General features: G+C 59.3%; 15 protein-coding genes and 1 pseudogene. 7 read left to right on the forward strand and 9 right to left on the reverse strand.

Annotated elements, in window-relative coordinates; all coding sequences use genetic code 11:
* Window positions 1–19: 19 nt before the first annotated feature.
* Genes ACA055_RS16935 through ACA055_RS16950 form a run of 4 tightly spaced genes read right to left on the reverse strand, consistent with a single transcriptional unit; the run spans window position 20 to window position 2816 of the window.
* Entirely contained in the window at window positions 20–634 is a 615-nt protein-coding gene (locus tag ACA055_RS16935) for a hypothetical protein (RefSeq protein ID WP_497679692.1), read from the reverse strand.
* On the reverse strand, window positions 631–1236 hold the full coding sequence (locus ACA055_RS16940; RefSeq protein ID WP_497679693.1) for a hypothetical protein: 606 nt from the start codon (window positions 1234–1236) through the stop codon (window positions 631–633). The genes ACA055_RS16935 and ACA055_RS16940 overlap by 4 nt, the downstream gene beginning before the upstream one ends.
* The gene (locus ACA055_RS16945; RefSeq protein WP_497679694.1) at window positions 1233–2276 is read right to left on the reverse strand and encodes a hypothetical protein; all 1044 of its coding nucleotides are present in this window, start codon (window positions 2274–2276) and stop codon (window positions 1233–1235) included. The genes ACA055_RS16940 and ACA055_RS16945 overlap by 4 nt, the downstream gene beginning before the upstream one ends.
* 12 nt (window positions 2277–2288) lie before the next feature.
* Window positions 2289–2816: a PAAR domain-containing protein gene (locus ACA055_RS16950; protein ID WP_497679695.1), complete on the reverse strand. Its 528-nt coding sequence runs from the start codon at window positions 2814–2816 to the stop codon at window positions 2289–2291.
* Window positions 2817–3023: 207 nt separating this feature from the next.
* Between ACA055_RS16950 and ACA055_RS16955 the strand changes: the two genes are divergently transcribed.
* From ACA055_RS16955 to ACA055_RS16965, 3 genes are all read left to right on the forward strand, one after another.
* Complete coding sequence (locus ACA055_RS16955; RefSeq protein ID WP_497684435.1) at window positions 3024–3887, forward strand: LysR family transcriptional regulator; 864 nt, start codon at window positions 3024–3026, stop codon at window positions 3885–3887.
* 106 nt (window positions 3888–3993) lie between these two features.
* On the forward strand, window positions 3994–5139 hold the full coding sequence (locus tag ACA055_RS16960; RefSeq protein ID WP_497679696.1) for a sterol desaturase/SRPBCC family protein: 1146 nt from the start codon (window positions 3994–3996) through the stop codon (window positions 5137–5139).
* The gene (locus ACA055_RS16965; protein WP_497679697.1) at window positions 5136–6224 is read left to right on the forward strand and encodes an SMP-30/gluconolactonase/LRE family protein; all 1089 of its coding nucleotides are present in this window, start codon (window positions 5136–5138) and stop codon (window positions 6222–6224) included. Before ACA055_RS16960 ends, ACA055_RS16965 begins: the two co-directional genes overlap by 4 nt.
* Here ACA055_RS16965 and ACA055_RS16970 read toward each other — a convergent pair.
* Together ACA055_RS16970 and ACA055_RS16975 are read right to left on the reverse strand one after the other, a co-directional pair.
* A pseudogene (locus ACA055_RS16970) lies at window positions 6224–6316 on the reverse strand (metal ABC transporter ATP-binding protein); the annotation flags it as partial. The gene ACA055_RS16965 and the pseudogene ACA055_RS16970 sit on opposite strands and share 1 nt — an antisense overlap.
* A 33-nt stretch (window positions 6317–6349) precedes the next feature.
* Complete coding sequence (locus ACA055_RS16975; RefSeq protein WP_497679698.1) at window positions 6350–7180, reverse strand: oxidoreductase; 831 nt, start codon at window positions 7178–7180, stop codon at window positions 6350–6352.
* A gap of 129 nt (window positions 7181–7309) precedes the next feature.
* On the opposite strand from ACA055_RS16975, the gene ACA055_RS16980 reads away from it, so the two are divergent.
* Together ACA055_RS16980 and ACA055_RS16985 are read left to right on the forward strand one after the other, a co-directional pair.
* Entirely contained in the window at window positions 7310–8218 is a 909-nt protein-coding gene (locus ACA055_RS16980; protein WP_497679699.1) for a LysR family transcriptional regulator, read from the forward strand.
* Window positions 8219–8300: 82 nt separating this feature from the next.
* Window positions 8301–9227 (forward strand): LysR family transcriptional regulator, encoded by a 927-nt coding sequence (locus ACA055_RS16985; RefSeq protein WP_497679700.1) that lies wholly within the window; start codon window positions 8301–8303, stop codon window positions 9225–9227.
* A gap of 21 nt (window positions 9228–9248) precedes the next feature.
* Here the strand turns inward: ACA055_RS16985 and ACA055_RS16990 are convergent, their stop codons facing one another.
* Window positions 9249–11438 carry a xanthine dehydrogenase family protein molybdopterin-binding subunit gene (locus tag ACA055_RS16990; protein WP_497679701.1) on the reverse strand — a complete coding sequence of 730 codons (2190 nt, stop codon included), beginning with the start codon at window positions 11436–11438 and terminating at the stop codon, window positions 9249–9251.
* A complete protein-coding gene (locus tag ACA055_RS16995; RefSeq protein WP_497679702.1) occupies window positions 11435–11920 on the reverse strand; it encodes a (2Fe-2S)-binding protein in 486 nt (161 codons plus the stop codon). The genes ACA055_RS16990 and ACA055_RS16995 overlap by 4 nt, the downstream gene beginning before the upstream one ends.
* Before the next feature lie 330 nt (window positions 11921–12250).
* On the opposite strand from ACA055_RS16995, the gene ACA055_RS17000 reads away from it, so the two are divergent.
* The gene (locus ACA055_RS17000) at window positions 12251–12499 is read left to right on the forward strand and encodes a hypothetical protein (protein WP_497679703.1); all 249 of its coding nucleotides are present in this window, start codon (window positions 12251–12253) and stop codon (window positions 12497–12499) included.
* Between the two features lie 311 nt (window positions 12500–12810).
* Window positions 12811–13554 (forward strand): hypothetical protein, encoded by a 744-nt coding sequence (locus ACA055_RS17005; RefSeq protein ID WP_497679704.1) that lies wholly within the window; start codon window positions 12811–12813, stop codon window positions 13552–13554.
* Window positions 13555–13593: 39 nt separating this feature from the next.
* Here ACA055_RS17005 and ACA055_RS17010 read toward each other — a convergent pair whose 3' ends face one another.
* Complete coding sequence (locus tag ACA055_RS17010; RefSeq protein WP_497684436.1) at window positions 13594–14400, reverse strand: hypothetical protein; 807 nt, start codon at window positions 14398–14400, stop codon at window positions 13594–13596.
* Window positions 14401–14436: the final 36 nt, after the last annotated feature.

Here is a 14436-nt window from a genome sequence, read left to right on the forward strand (position 1 = left end):
GATCCGGACAACGACGCGTTCAACGCTTGCTGACGGAAGCATCGCCCAGTTCCTTGACGAGTCGTCGGTACTCAATCTCTGCATCACTCCCCTCTCCCAACAGTTCCGCAGTAGCCCCCGAGACCAATACTTTATCCTTAACATCCCATTCCATAGTAATTACATAATCCCGGCCTTCAATGCTCAAAAATAACCAGTAGGCATCTTGCGGCCTGTCTGGCTCCGCAAAGGTGCTGAAGGCATAACGAATTCGACGGCTCAGGTCTGGTGTGTTCAACACCAAATCCTCGGTATCCACACCCGGAAAGCGTTGTTCCATTGCCAGCAACGTTCGCGCGAGAATGTCATCGTTCTGTATCGGTTTGAAATGTTCCGGCTCGCTGCGCAACATGCTATCGGGACTTGCTTGAGGGGGATTTCCCATCAAGCGTGGTCGATACATACCTGAACGGAACCATTGCGTCGCATCAAAGCGGTTTTCCTCCGGACTCCAGGGACCGTAATACATCAACACTGCGGACGAATGTAAGAAATAACCACCCGCAATCAGCGCCAGCGATCCGACCCCAACAGCAATGTATCGATGAGAAAAAAGCACAAATTTCTGGAGCTTCCCTTGATCAGCACCACTCAACTCTGCCGCTGTTCGGCTTCGTCCAGCTCCTTGAACATTTGAACATCAGCGGCGTCAGACTCCTGACTCTCATCAACCAGTTTTGCGCTATTTTCGTGAATTAACTCACCGGTTTGGGCGTCCCGACTGAAGCGGATAACAAAACGTTGAGCTCCCAGATTCAGAAAGATGTTGTACTCATCTACCGGCATGTCGGGCTTCTTGAAACTGCTGAAGCAGTAGCGCACTCGATGACTCAAGGCAGGCGGATTAAAGATCAAGGATTCTGTATTGACGTCAGGGTATTGGTAACGAAGTGCGACTCCGGCAATGGCCACTAGATCTTCGTTCATCTGCGCCGGGATCGGCAGCGGCTTGTTACGCAGCATCGTCTCTACGCTGGGTTCCGGCGGCGCGCCCATGATTCGAAGACGATACATTCCATTGCTAAACCAGCGAGTAGCATCAAAACGATTGTCCTCGAGGCTCCAAGGCCCGTAGTACATCATCACTTTTGTTGACATCTTGTCTTCCTTTCCAACAAACCACAGACCGATCAAGCCCGCAGTGATCAACAACCCCACCAGCGTAATCATTAACAAACGTTTATCAGGCAATTTCATTTTTTGGACGGCTTGTATTCACATAATTTTTTCGGCACACCGTCCGGTGTGTTACCCGACCTCACACCGTGTACAGCGCCCTCGGGATCCAGCGGATAACCCAGCGTCTTTGAATATCCAGCCCGCACATCGGATCGCTCAAGCAAGTGTTTATCACGCTCACTCAAGGTTTTAACCGGTTCAGACGGTGCACTTTCATTGGGTAGCTTTGCGGATGGATCTTTTTTAGCAAGTCGATGGGCGGAAAGGCGCCGCTGATAATTACCCAGTTTTTTAAGGTAGGCATACTCTGCAGCCTTATCGGTCTCCAGCTTATCCGGCGCTTCCTTGACCGCATCGCGCTCTTCATCGGTTCCGTATGTCTGGTCATACAAACTGCGACGGGGAAATGCCCAAACCGTGGCACCTGTCGCGTCCGCCATCACTTGCGCCAAACTCAACTCGTAATGAGGGTCTTCCTTCTCTCCTACCTTCAGGTCGGCATTGATACCCAATCCAGTTCGGCAGGCGTAGGAATAAATTTTTCCGCCATAGGCGAACGCCTCTGGCTTGAACATACAAACCTGAGCATCGCGCAGCCTGTAACTGTCACGTTTATCAAGTTCGTATCCCAGTTCAATACTGCCCACCACGCCGTGGGAGAAAAAATCCATTTGCTTGATCTCTCGTCCACGCCGTTGTCGGGTGGCGACAAAGTCAACCAATTGTGAAATGGAGTCGAATTCCCGGTACTCGGCCCCATATTTTCCAGTCACTATTTTTTTTACTTCAGCCAACAAGTTCGGATCGTACTCATCCTTGAAGATCAGAAAGGCACGTTGAATCGAATAATTCGAAGTACCAGCCGGGTAACTCTTGAGCTGACGAATACCCTGATTGATGAAGCTCATCATGTTTCCCCGCTGGCCGCGAATGTTCGCCGTCCAGCTGATGTAGGACGCCCCCACCACCGTCACATAATCCTGCGCCAACGTGCCCTTGACCTGCGTCGTTCCATGCTGGTCGGTCGTATTGGCCTGCTTCTTTTCCGGGGCTGCCATGCTTCACCTTCCTTAGTAGTCGATGCCCAGCGCATCCAAGTGAGCGGCGGCGTCTTTGCCCCATTGCACGACGATCGAGGTCGACTCGTTGGTGAACACCCGCGCCGCGTTGCCATGGCTGTCGGTGTGGCCGACCAGGCGCTGACCATCGCCGGTTTCGATGCAATAGAGCATGTCGGGAATGGCTTCGCCGCTGGTTTCGTCGACCAGTTGGAAGCGTTCGCTGTGTTTGGGGACGGTGATGACCGGGGTGAAAGGTGCGGCGCTGGTTTCGGTGCCGACGAAAACGTCGCCGGAACCGGTGATGATGACGCCGCCATGGGCAGTAGCGCTACCCAGGAACGCAATGGGCTTGCCATTGACGAGAATATTGCCGATCCCTTCGGTCACTGAATCGCCGCAGGCAGTGGAGTCGCCGACGCGCAACACCGGCAGGCCGTTGATGTTCACGTTTGGCGAAGCGCTGTTGCTGGGGTTGGTGCCGTGTCCGGTTACCGGGCAGGCATTGAGATCACTGAGTCGAGCGGCTGGTTTTGCCATCGTCTACATCCTTGTATGAGCCAGGGCGGGGAATTTAACCGATCCGCAGTGGCCTTGAAAGGTCATTCGAAATCGCGGGGGCTGCCGGCAAACAACGCGGCGATCGTCGATCAGGCGATTCGCGGCTTTCATCGCCCACACCGTAACCCGTATCCGCCAGGTAACGCCTGCTCTTACAATGCCTGCACTTCCCGCACCGGCCGCCCCATGGACATCGACCTCGCCCGCACCTTTCTGGAAATCGTTCGCCACGGCAGCCTCGCCGCTGCCGCGGAAAAACTCCATGTCACCCAGACCGCAATCACCGCGCGGGTGCAGAAACTCGAGAGTCAACTGGGCAGCACGCTGTTTGTGCGCAACCGCGCCGGTGCCCGACTGACGCCGAACGGCGAGGCCTTTGTGGTCTACGCCAATCAACTGGTCGAAACCTGGGAAGCCGCGCGCCGGGACTTGCCGTTGCCCGAGGGTTACCACGACGTGCTGCACATCGGTGGAGAGGTCAGCCTGTGCAACCCGCTGATGCTCAGTTGGGCGGGCGAGCTGCGGGAGAAGATTCCCAGCCATGCCCTGCGCATGGAAATCCGCGACGGCGAGAACCTGCTGCGCCAACTGGAACTGGGGGTGTTGGATGCAGCACTGGTCTATCAGCCCGAGTACTGGCCGCGCCTGCAAGTAGAGCAAGTCCTGGAAGAGAAACTCATCCTCGTGCGTCTCGCCGGACGACCTGATCCGTACGTGTACATTGACTGGGGCCCGGATTTCCGCCGCCAGCACGACGCCGCACTTCCGGAAAAAGCCAAGGCCGCGTTGAGCTTCAACCTCGGACCGTTGGCGTTGCAATACATCTTGGAAAACGGCGGCAGCGGCTACTTCCGCACCCGGGTGGTCCAGAGCTATCTGGAAAGCGGCGTGCTGGAGCAAGTCCCCAAAGCCCCGGAATTCAGCTACCCGACCTATCTGGTTTACTCCCGTGATCGCGACTCGGCGACCCTGCAGCGAGCCTTTGACCTGCTGCGCGAAGTCATCAAGTCCGACGATGACTGGTCGCAACGCTGGAACCCCCTGACCTGAGTCCGGTTTGGACCGGATCATGGCGTTTGTGTCCTCAAGGTTTGATCAGCCGAAACGTGGGAATCGGCTAATCTGCTGGAGATAACAATAACGACAGGTGATTGCAGTGAGGCAGACCACCGAATCATTCCGTACCCGCTATCGCGCCGACATTCATCCGCTCTACAACCCATGGCTGCATGGCATTTTTGTGCTGCTGTTCGGGTTGTTCGCCATCGCCGGCTTCTGGAGCACCGTGCAACAGGTACAGCCGTTGGAGTGGTTGGCGGTGCCAGTGACGCTGCTGTTCTTCAACTTTGGCGTGTACATGGTCCATCGGCACCTGGGGCATCACAAAAAAAGCTTCGCCCGGATGTTCTACGCCCGCCATGCCGGTGACCATCACAGTTTTTTCGCCCCTGGCCACATGACCTACGACAGTGCTCGCGACTGGCGGGTGATTCTGTTTCCAGCCTGGCTGATCGTGGTGCACACGGTCGTCATCACCCTGCCCCTCTGGTGGCTTCTGGCGCAATGGGACGCCAATGTCGCCGGTTTGGCTGGCGGCTGCCTGGTCCTCGGTTACCTGGCCTATGAAGTGTTTCATGCCTGCGAGCACCTGCCCCCCGAAAACCCGGTCACGCGGCTGCCGTGGATTCGCCAGATGCGGCGCCTGCATGAACTGCATCACCGCCGTGAACTGATGCAGGAGCGCAATTTCAACATCGTTTTTCCGCTGATGGACTACCTGTTCGGCACCCTTTACTGGGAGCCGGAGCAGCTCTCCCCACACCCGAAGAGAACGCCCATGACCCGCATGCAGCACCGCATCGACATCGCTGGAAACCCGATTGCCGTGCTCGCCTACGCCAGCACCGTGACCCGCTGGCCGGAGTGGCATCCGTCGTCGCTCAAGATCGATGGCCAGAACGGCCCGCTGCATGCCGGGGCGCGATTCGAGGAAGACATTCGCGCCGGGGGGCGTGACGGACATTTGAGTTGGGTGGTCGACGAGTACCTGCCTGGACGCCGCTGGTGCGCTCGAGCCCGGGGCGATCATGGCCTGTCGCTGGTGGTGACCTATGAGTGCGCGGCCGAGGGTGAAAACACCCGGTTTGTCCGCACCCTGGAGTATCAGTTCAGCGGCCTGGGGATGCGCATTGCCAATCGACTGCTGCTCAAGCGGCGCATCGATCATGAGTCGGCAGCGTCGATGCTGGCCTTGCGCGAGATGGCGCAAAAACACCTGGCCACAACAGGAGTCACCGCGTGAGTCGAGCCGTCAAGTTTCGCCATTGGGTGTTGCTGGCAATCGTGGTCATCGCCGCCTTCCTGCTGCTGATGCCGACCAAGGTGCAACCGGTGGCCTGGACACCACCGCCGGCGCCCTCGCTCACCAGTGGAATCTACGCCGACAATCAGCGCCTCAAAGGTGTGGAACGTGTTGGCGCCGCGGACATCGACGGGCCGGAAGCATTGTTGCTGGAGGACAATGTCCTCATCACCGGCCTGCATGACGGTCGGGTGATTCGCACCAGCCTCGACGGCAAGGTCACCAAGGTTTTGGCGGATACCGGCGGCAGACCGTTGGGCCTGGCCCGGCATCCCAATGGTTTGCTGGTGATTGCCGACGGGGTCAAGGGTTTGCTGTCGCTAGACGCCCAGGGTCGGCTGATTCCATTGACCACCGCCGCCAATGGCGTGCCCTTCGGATTCACTGATGACGTGGCCATCGACAAGTCCGGGCACTACGCCTATTTCAGTGATGCCTCCAGCCGTTTTGGCTACGGCAATGACGGTGAGGCGATCATCGAGCACGGGGGCGACGGCCGGTTGCTGCGTTATGACTTTCAGACCGGCAAAACGATTGTCCTGTTGGATAAGCTGGAGTTTGCCAACGGGGTGACCCTGGGACCGGACGATGCCTTCGTGCTGGTCAACGAAACCGGCGCGTATCGCATTTCTCGTTACTGGCTCAGCGGTCCGAAGGCCGGCACCCACGATCTGTTCATCGACAACCTGCCGGGGTTGCCGGACAACCTGGCCTTCAATGGCCGTGATCGTTTCTGGGTAGCGCTTTATGCGCCGCGCAACGCACTGCTGGATGCGACGGCGCCTCATCCATTCGTACGCAAGATGATTGTGCGGGCTATGACGGTGCTACCCAAACCGGTGGAGAAACGCGGGTTTGCGCTGGGCCTGGATGTAGAGGGAAAGGTGATTGCCAATCTGCAAGATGGGAGCAGCGGCAATTACTCGCCAATCACGACCGTGCGCGAGTATGGGGAGTGGTTGTACCTCGGTTCGCTGAAGGCCCAGCACATGGCGCGATTGCCGCTTAGCAAGGCATTGCAATAAACCTGTGGGAGCGGGCTTGCTCGCGAAGGCGGTGTGTCAGGCAACGATGATGTCGACTGATACTCCGCTTTCGCGAGCAAGCCCGCTCCCACAGGTTATGCACCTTCGGGCTAGCCCGGTTTCTGTCAGGCTTCGATATCGGTAGAGAACGCCAGCTCCCGCCACTCAGCCAGTTCCTTCGCCACCAGCTGGTTCTTCGCTTCGATGCGCGCCACGGTATCGCTGCCCAGTGCCAGACGCTGTGGCGGGTTCGGGGCGTTGACCAGAGCGAGCATGGCCTCGGCGAACTTCACCGGATCACCCGGCTGGGCGTGGTTGGCAGCCGCGGCATGGTGACGCATCACGCCAACGGTTTCGTCGTAGTCCGGCAACTCCAGCGCGGTTTTCACCAGCGACTGCTCGTCGAGGAAGTCAGTGCGGAAAAAGCCCGGCTCGACCACCGTGGCGTGGATACCCAGAGGCGCCAGCTCTTGGTGCAGCGCTTCGGAAATACCTTCCACCGCAAATTTGGTGGAACCATAAACACCCCAGCCCATGTAGGCCTGGTAGCCGCCGATCGACGAGATGTTGATGACGCGACCGGAACGCTGGCGGCGCATGTGTGGCAGCACCGCACGGGTCACGTTGAGCAGGCCGAAGACGTTGGTGGCGAACAGGCGCTCCGTCTCGCTGGCACTGGTTTCCTCCACCGCGCCCAACACGCCAAATCCGGCATTGTTGATCAGCACGTCGATTCTTCCAAAGCGCTTGATGCCTTCAGCGACGGCTTGGTGAGCCTCTTCTTCGCGGGTGACATCCAGTTTTACCGCCAACAGGTTCGGGTAGTGACCCAGACGGGCCAGGATTTCTTCGGGCTTGCGGGCAGTGGCGATGACGGCGTCGCCGGCACGCAGGGCGTGTTCAGCAATGAGAGTGCCAAAACCACGGGATGCACCAGTAATGAACCAAGTACGCATAGCAGCTTCTCCAGTCATCGACCCCTGCAATGTGCCGGGCCTTCTTGATGAGTTGACGCTACTTTAAAACTCGATTACTGATGTGATAATCCCACTAATTTTGCATGAGCTTGTGAAAGGTATTCACAAATGAAATCCCCTTCCGCCGCTGACCTTTCGATATTCCTGAGCGTCGCCGCCCACCTCAATTTCAGTCGGGCCGCAATCGAACTTGGTGTGACGCCCTCGGCCCTCAGTCATTCAGTCAGGGCGCTTGAGAATCGGCTCGGCGTCAGGCTGTTCAATCGCACCACGCGCAGCGTCGCCCTGACCGAGGCGGGAGAGCGCTTCTATGCACGCTTGAAACCCGTGTTTCGTGACATCGACGACGCGCTGGAAGACCTGAACAGTTTTCGCGACAAACCCTCGGGTAACTTGCGCATCACCGCCGGGCGCACGGCCGCCGAACTGGTGCTGCTGCCCATTGCCAGCAAGTTTCTGGAGGCTTATCCGGACGTGAAACTGGAGATCGTGACGGACGACGCGCTGGTCGATGTGGTGTCCGGCGGATTTCACGCAGGCGTACGCTTCGGTGATCGCCTGGAAGCGGACATGGTCTCGCTGCCCATTGGCTCCTACATGCGCTCGGTGGTCGTGGGATCACCGGCGTTTTTCGAGCGTCATCCCGTCCCGCAAAAACCCCAGGACCTGCAAGGCTTGCCGTGCATCCGCCATCGTTTCCCCAGTGGCTCGGTGTACCGTTGGGAGTTCGAGCGGGGCGGCATCAGCCAGGAGATCGAAGTTGACGGCCCGCTGACCCTCGGCGACGTGAACTTGATGCTCGGCCCGGCGCTGCGCGGTACTGGCCTGGCTTACGTGTTCGAAGACATGGTCCAGGCGCCGCTTGCCGATGGGCGTCTGATCCAGGTGCTGGACGACTGGTGTCCCTTCTACCCGGGCCTGCACCTTTATTACCCCAGTCGTCGACATGTGCCAGCGGCGCTCAAAGCGCTCATCGAGTTTGTCCGCGCCGCCCGAGAGCAAAGCAACATTCAGTAAACATGTCGCTGGTGGCGCCCTGTACAACTGCTCAGCGGCGATGTTACAGATGATTTCCACGCCACAGATGTCGGAGAAAACCATGCGTCAGGATCACCTGGATGGGTTGGTTACCTTCATCGCTGTCGCGGAGGAAAAGGGCTTTTCGAACGCCGCGGTGAGGCTCGGTATTTCACCTTCGGCGGTCAGCCAAAGCATCCGGGGTCTCGAAGAGCGTCTGGGGCTGGTGCTGTTCAACCGGACCACCCGCAGCGTCAGCCTGACCGAGATTGGCGAACGCTACCTTGAGCGCGTGCAACCGGCGCTGGAGCAGCTGACCACCGCCTCCCGGGAGCTCGGGCGCGAGGCCAACCGGCCCGCCGGCCTGCTGCGCATCAATGTGCCGCGCGCCGCCTACCTGATGGTGTTGCAACCGGCACTGCGCCGTTTCATGGCCACCTACCCCGAAATCAATCTGGAGATCCGCGTCGAGAACCTGCTGGTGGACATCGTCAGCCAGGGCTTCGACGCCGGCATCCGCTTTGGGGACTCGGTCGAGAAAGACATGGTCGCACTGCCGATCGGCCCTGAACTGCAAATCCAGGTCATCGCGGCCCCCGATTATCTGAACCAACACGGCATGCCCGAACACCCGCGCGACCTGTTGCGGCACGACTGCATCGGCTTTCGCCACACCACCAGCGGACAAATCGAGCGCTGGGCGTTCGACAATGGCGATGAAAAGATCGATCTGCAAATCAAGGGACGCCTCATCGTCAACGACTCGGAGATCCTGGTGCGCTCGGCGCTGGATGCCCTCGGCATCGCCTACATGATCAACGGCTATATCGAGCCTTTCATTCAGCAAGGCCGGCTGGTGCGGCTACTGCCGGAGTGGAGCCCGGTGTTCCCGTCCCTGCATTTGTATTACCCGGACAGACGCCGGGTACCGGCCAAGCTGCGCGCGCTGATCGACTTCCTGCGCAACGAACACTACTGCGCGCCGCAAACCGAAGCGCTGATTTTCTGACGGTCCTTGTGCGTGACTCGATCAGGCTTGCCGCAGCACTTGAGGATCGACCGGCAAACTGCGTAATCGCTTGCCAGTAGCCGCGAAGATCGCATTGACCACGGCCGGCGCGATGGTGACCGTGGACACTTCCCCCAGCCCACCCGGTGACTCGACGCTCTCGACCCTGTAGGTCTCGATCTGCGGTGTCTCGTTAATCCGCAAGACCCGATAGGTATCAAAGTTGCCCTGTTCGACCTGGCCATCCTTGAACGTAATGTTGCCGAACAGCACCGCGCTCAAGCCGAAAACAATGCCACCCTGAACCTGCGCAACCACGCTGTCCGGGTTGATGGCGATCCCACAGTCGACCACCGTTGTGACCTTGTGAACCCGCACCTCGCCACTGGGGCTGACACTCACCTCCGCCACTTGGGCCGCGTACGTGCTGAAGCACGACGTCAACGCCAGACCACGACCGCGTCCCGGTTCGAGCGGCTTGTCCCACCCCGACTTTTCTCGAAGCGTCTCCAGTACTTTTTTCGCCCGCGGGTGCTTCTCCAGAAGCGGGTAACGGTATTCGAACGGGTCGGATTTAGTGAGGACAACCAGCTCGTCGATCAAGCCTTCGACCATGAAAGCGTTTTGGGTATGCCCCACCCCGCGCCAGAACGCGGGCAAGATGCCGGACGGCGGATCGTGGCGCACGTAATGCACACTCAACGTCGGAAATGCATAGGGTCCTGCGGCATCACGAATCGCATCGCGATCAACGCCATTGGTGAACGCCGCCGGCGCCCAGCGGGCCAGGATCGATCCACCCGTGACCTTGTGCGTCCAGGCGATCGGCCGGCCCTTGTCATCCAGCCCGGCGCTGAGGTGGTTGTAGTGGAATGGCCGCAGCGTGCTGTGGCGGGTGTCCTCTTCCCGCGACCAGATGACTTTCAACGGATAGTCGACTTGCTTGGCGAGTTTCACGGCATCGGACACGAAGTCGACTTCAAGACGGCGGCCGAAACCGCCACCGATCAGATGGTTGTGAACCGTGACCGACTCTTCCGGCAGCCCCGTGAGTTGCGCGGCCACCGCTTTGGCGCGTGCCGGCACCTGAATACCCACCCACACGTCGCAAGCGTCCTTGCGCACGTGCACCGTGCAGTTCACCGGTTCCAGGCAGGCATGGGCCAAAAAGGGCACCTGGTAAATCACTTCGACTTTTTGCGCAGCCTTTGCCAATGCCGCCTGCACATCGCCCTCGTTGCGCACCTCGACACCCGGCTGAAGCGAAGCGGTCTTCATGTCCTCCAGCATCGATGCGCTGGACACCTTGGCATTCGCCCCACCATTCCACTTGATCTGTAATGCCGCCAGCCCCTTGCGCGCGGCGCCCATATGATCGGCAACGACAGCGACGGAATTGTCAGTGCGCAACACCTCCCGAACGCCCTTGACCGCCAACGCCGGTGCCGGGTCTACGGACTCAAGTGTTCCGCCGACCACCGGGCATAACATCACTGCCGCCACTTTCATGCCGTCCGGGTGGACGTCGATGCCGAACACCGCCTTGCCGTTGACTTTGTCGGGGGTGTCGGTGCGTTTGGCCGCTGTACCGATCAGTTTGAATTCGCTGGGGTCCTTGAGTGGCACGTTAGCGGGAGGCGGCAACTTCGACGCGGCGTCCACCAGTTCGCCATAGCCCAGTCGTCGACCGCTGGCCGGGTGCAGGACCACACCTTTCTCGGCCTTGCAGCTGTCGACCGGGACGCCCCATTGATTGGCCGCGGCGGTGACCAACAGGATTCGCGCGGTAGCCCCGGCTTCGCGCAATGGTTTCCAGTTGCCAGGCACCGAGGTCGATCCGCCCGTGACCTGGAAACCCAGCATGGGGTTGGCGTAGCGCTTGTCGTCGGCGGGAGCGTGTTGAATGACGACCTGATCGAGGCCGACTTCAAGCTCCTCGGCAATCAGCGCCGGCATCGACGTGTAAGTGCCCTGCCCCATCTCCACGGGCTGGATCGTCAGAAAAATGCGCCCCTCGCGGTCGATGCGTATATAGGCGTTGGGCGCGAACGCCCCTTCCTGCGCCTGTGCGCCGCGCATCAATGCCGGTAACGAAAAACTGATCAACAGCCCACCGCCAATAGCGGCACCGGCCTTGATGAAACCTCGGCGGGTGATACCCAGTGCGTCCGCTGTCGGGTCGGGTAATGATGCGGGTTCGATCGTCTTCATGATCCTGACTCCACAGCGGCGATGACGGTCTGGCCAGCGGCGGTCTTGATCGCCTCGCGTATCCGCACATAGGTGCCGCAGCGGCAGATGTTGCCCGACATCACACTGTCGATGGCTTGATCGTCCGGGTTCGGGTTGCTCGTGATCAGCGCGACGGCGGACATGATCTGGCCCGACTGGCAATAGCCGCACTGCACCACTTCGTGGGCGAGCCAGGCTTGCTGCACGCGCTTGCCGACAGCCGTTTCCCCGATCGCCTCGATCGTGGTGATATCCGCCGTGGTCAGTGCGCTGACCGGCATCATGCAAGACCGAATCGGCGTGCCGTTCATGTGCACCGTGCACGCGCCGCATAGCGCCATCCCACAACCGAACTTGGTACCGGTCATGCCAAGGACATCGCGCAGCACCCACAACAGGGGCGTGTCGTCGTCCACATCAACGTCATGGACGACGCCATTTATCTTGAGACTAAGAGCCATGAAGCCTCCCCACCCATCCAGTGATGAATCCGTTTTTATCGTTTGAGTTGCGCTTGAATGTCCAACCACTAGATTAATGAGTCTGCCGTGTGGCATTACCGCCATTTGCTGCAAGAGCCTTGAAGAGAAACTTACAAGTGGAGCAAATGAGTGCGGTTGATACGTCTCGGTTACGTTGCCCGCTCCAGGCGTATCCCGGCTGTTACCTCACCGGCCGTGTTGTCACTTCTGCGCCGCCCGGCGGGCCAATAGAGTATGGCCTTCGGTGTGTGGCAGGGGCTTGTCGCTCTCTGTTGTCCACCGATCCCCCATCACGGAAGAGGTGACATCATGAGTTTCGTAATCGTTGAAAAAAACCAGAGCAGTGTGCCGTCCGAAGCCGATCTGAAAAAAGCCATGGTCGAGTCTGGCGGCACACCGGGTGAGGTCACCGGGAACAACGCAGCCCGGAAACTGACCTTTTCCGGCACGGTCAATCAAACCGTGTATGAGAACAAGCTGATCGAGATTGCCAAAGGCAAACGAACCAGCTGGAGCTTTGTCTGGGCCGACGCGAAAGTCAGTAGTCCGACTCACTAAAGCCACAGCGGGGCGATCGAACGGTCGCCCCGCTATTCCCCTTGATACAACCCCGTTACGCCGGCTGTTACCTTCCCGATTCGTACCGAGTCCACGCCCCTCTCAGTTGTAACGCCAAGACACTTCGCCGCCCCGCACCCGCCGCCTAGAGTGAAGCCGTCAATGTGCTTACAGGGTCGTGACACATCACCGGCGCCGCCCGCCTCCACCGGAGGCAAGGAAGCTCTTTACGGGTGCTGCCTGATCGCTTGTCGAATTCGCTGCCCGCAGCCCATTGATTGCCCAACACACCACCAAGGAATAGGGAAACCATGAGCAAATCAAACGCTGTCAGCAATCAAAGCCTGGAACTTCACACCAGGGTGCAAGAGGCCTTCAAGTCGTTCCAGAGCCTCGCCCCCACGGCCCTGAAAACGTCGGACTACAGCAAGGTGCTGACGTCGACCCTGGCGGCCACTCAAAAGTCGGTCACGATCGAAATCGCCCCCGATGATCTGACCCTGCTCAAGCAGTCAGGCTACAAGCTGTGCTTTGCCAAGAAGGTCGGTAACGAAGCCTACAACGTGGTCTGGCAGTCCTATGACAAGTACCTGAGCAACAACGGCTTCAGCTGGACGCCGCAGTATCAGCTGTTCGGGTCCAATACTTTTCAGGCTGACGTGACGGTGAAGGTTTCGACCAACATCGTCACGATCGGTCTGGGGCAACAATCGGAACTCAGCCCGGAAGGCCTGCTGGGCCCGGCGGTCACTGGTGGCCCTGACAATTCCATCACCCTGGATAACGAATACGGCCCGATCCACCCTGGTATTAACCAGTTGTCCACCGGCGTCGACGGCAAGCAGGTCAGCACCCCCATCTACGTTGCCATCAACCAGGTGGTCACCGGCGAAACCGTTTTGACCCCCGTCGAGACCATTCTCGTGTGGTTCGAACAGAACGTGAAGACCAGCACCATGTTCAGCACATCGCGGTCCAAGGCCATCGAAATCGACCTGACCGTCGTTAACGATGCAACCCGTCTCTACGAAGACGGTAAATGGAAAACGGTATAACCGTCACACCCGGGGCAACCTTGCGGTTGCCCCTTCTTCTCAAGAAATGTCACCGCCTCCCCGGGCGAAATAGCCCGTCAACGACCGACAAATGGACTCCGCCAGATCTTCCTGGGTGGCGATGCCATCGGGTCGATTGCGATCGAACTGTTCGGACCAGCGAATCCGCCCCTGAGCGACATCAATCAGGCGCACCGAAGCCCGGACACGGGTCGGCTCCACCCGCACGCTGCCTTCCAGGGAATAACTGCCGCGCCCGGCCCGCACGGGTTCCGGCATTTTTACGCTGTTTCGTGGCACCTTCATCAACACATGATTGGCATGGGTCTGGGTCTGCTCGAACGACTCGAACAGCCTGCAGCTCAACTCTTCGCACAAGCCCCGGGTAAAGTCGTCGCCATCGCGGGTGATGCAAGTAAACGGCTGGAGCTGCAACACCGGATGACGTATGCCGGTCGACCTGGGCCTGAGCCGCTCGTACGTCAGCCGATAACAACCGGGCGGCACGCTCAGACGCACCGGGTCTTTCTGGCCAATGGTGGCGTAATGACTGGCGAGCTTGCGCCGCAACCGGCCGACCTGCACGCGCACCACGGGATCATCGCCCGTGCAGTACACCGCCGGGTCACGGCGAAACACCGCGATGCCAATGGCGTGCTCAGTGAGGGGAATGTTGGAAAATTGAAGATCATGCTCGACCAGGAAGCGCAACAGGCTGCCCATCCGCCTGGATTTGGCGAACAACGGACTGCCCAGCAGTTGCGCCAGCACCCGCTCCACTTCTTGCCGATCGAGTGGTTCAGGAACACTGTCCGCACTCGCATTGCCAATGCCCTTGATCACTATCGCCTGCCTCCGTGCAGGTTGCCGACAGCCGCCCAC

This window comes from Pseudomonas sp. LBUM1657 (genome assembly GCF_059716075.1).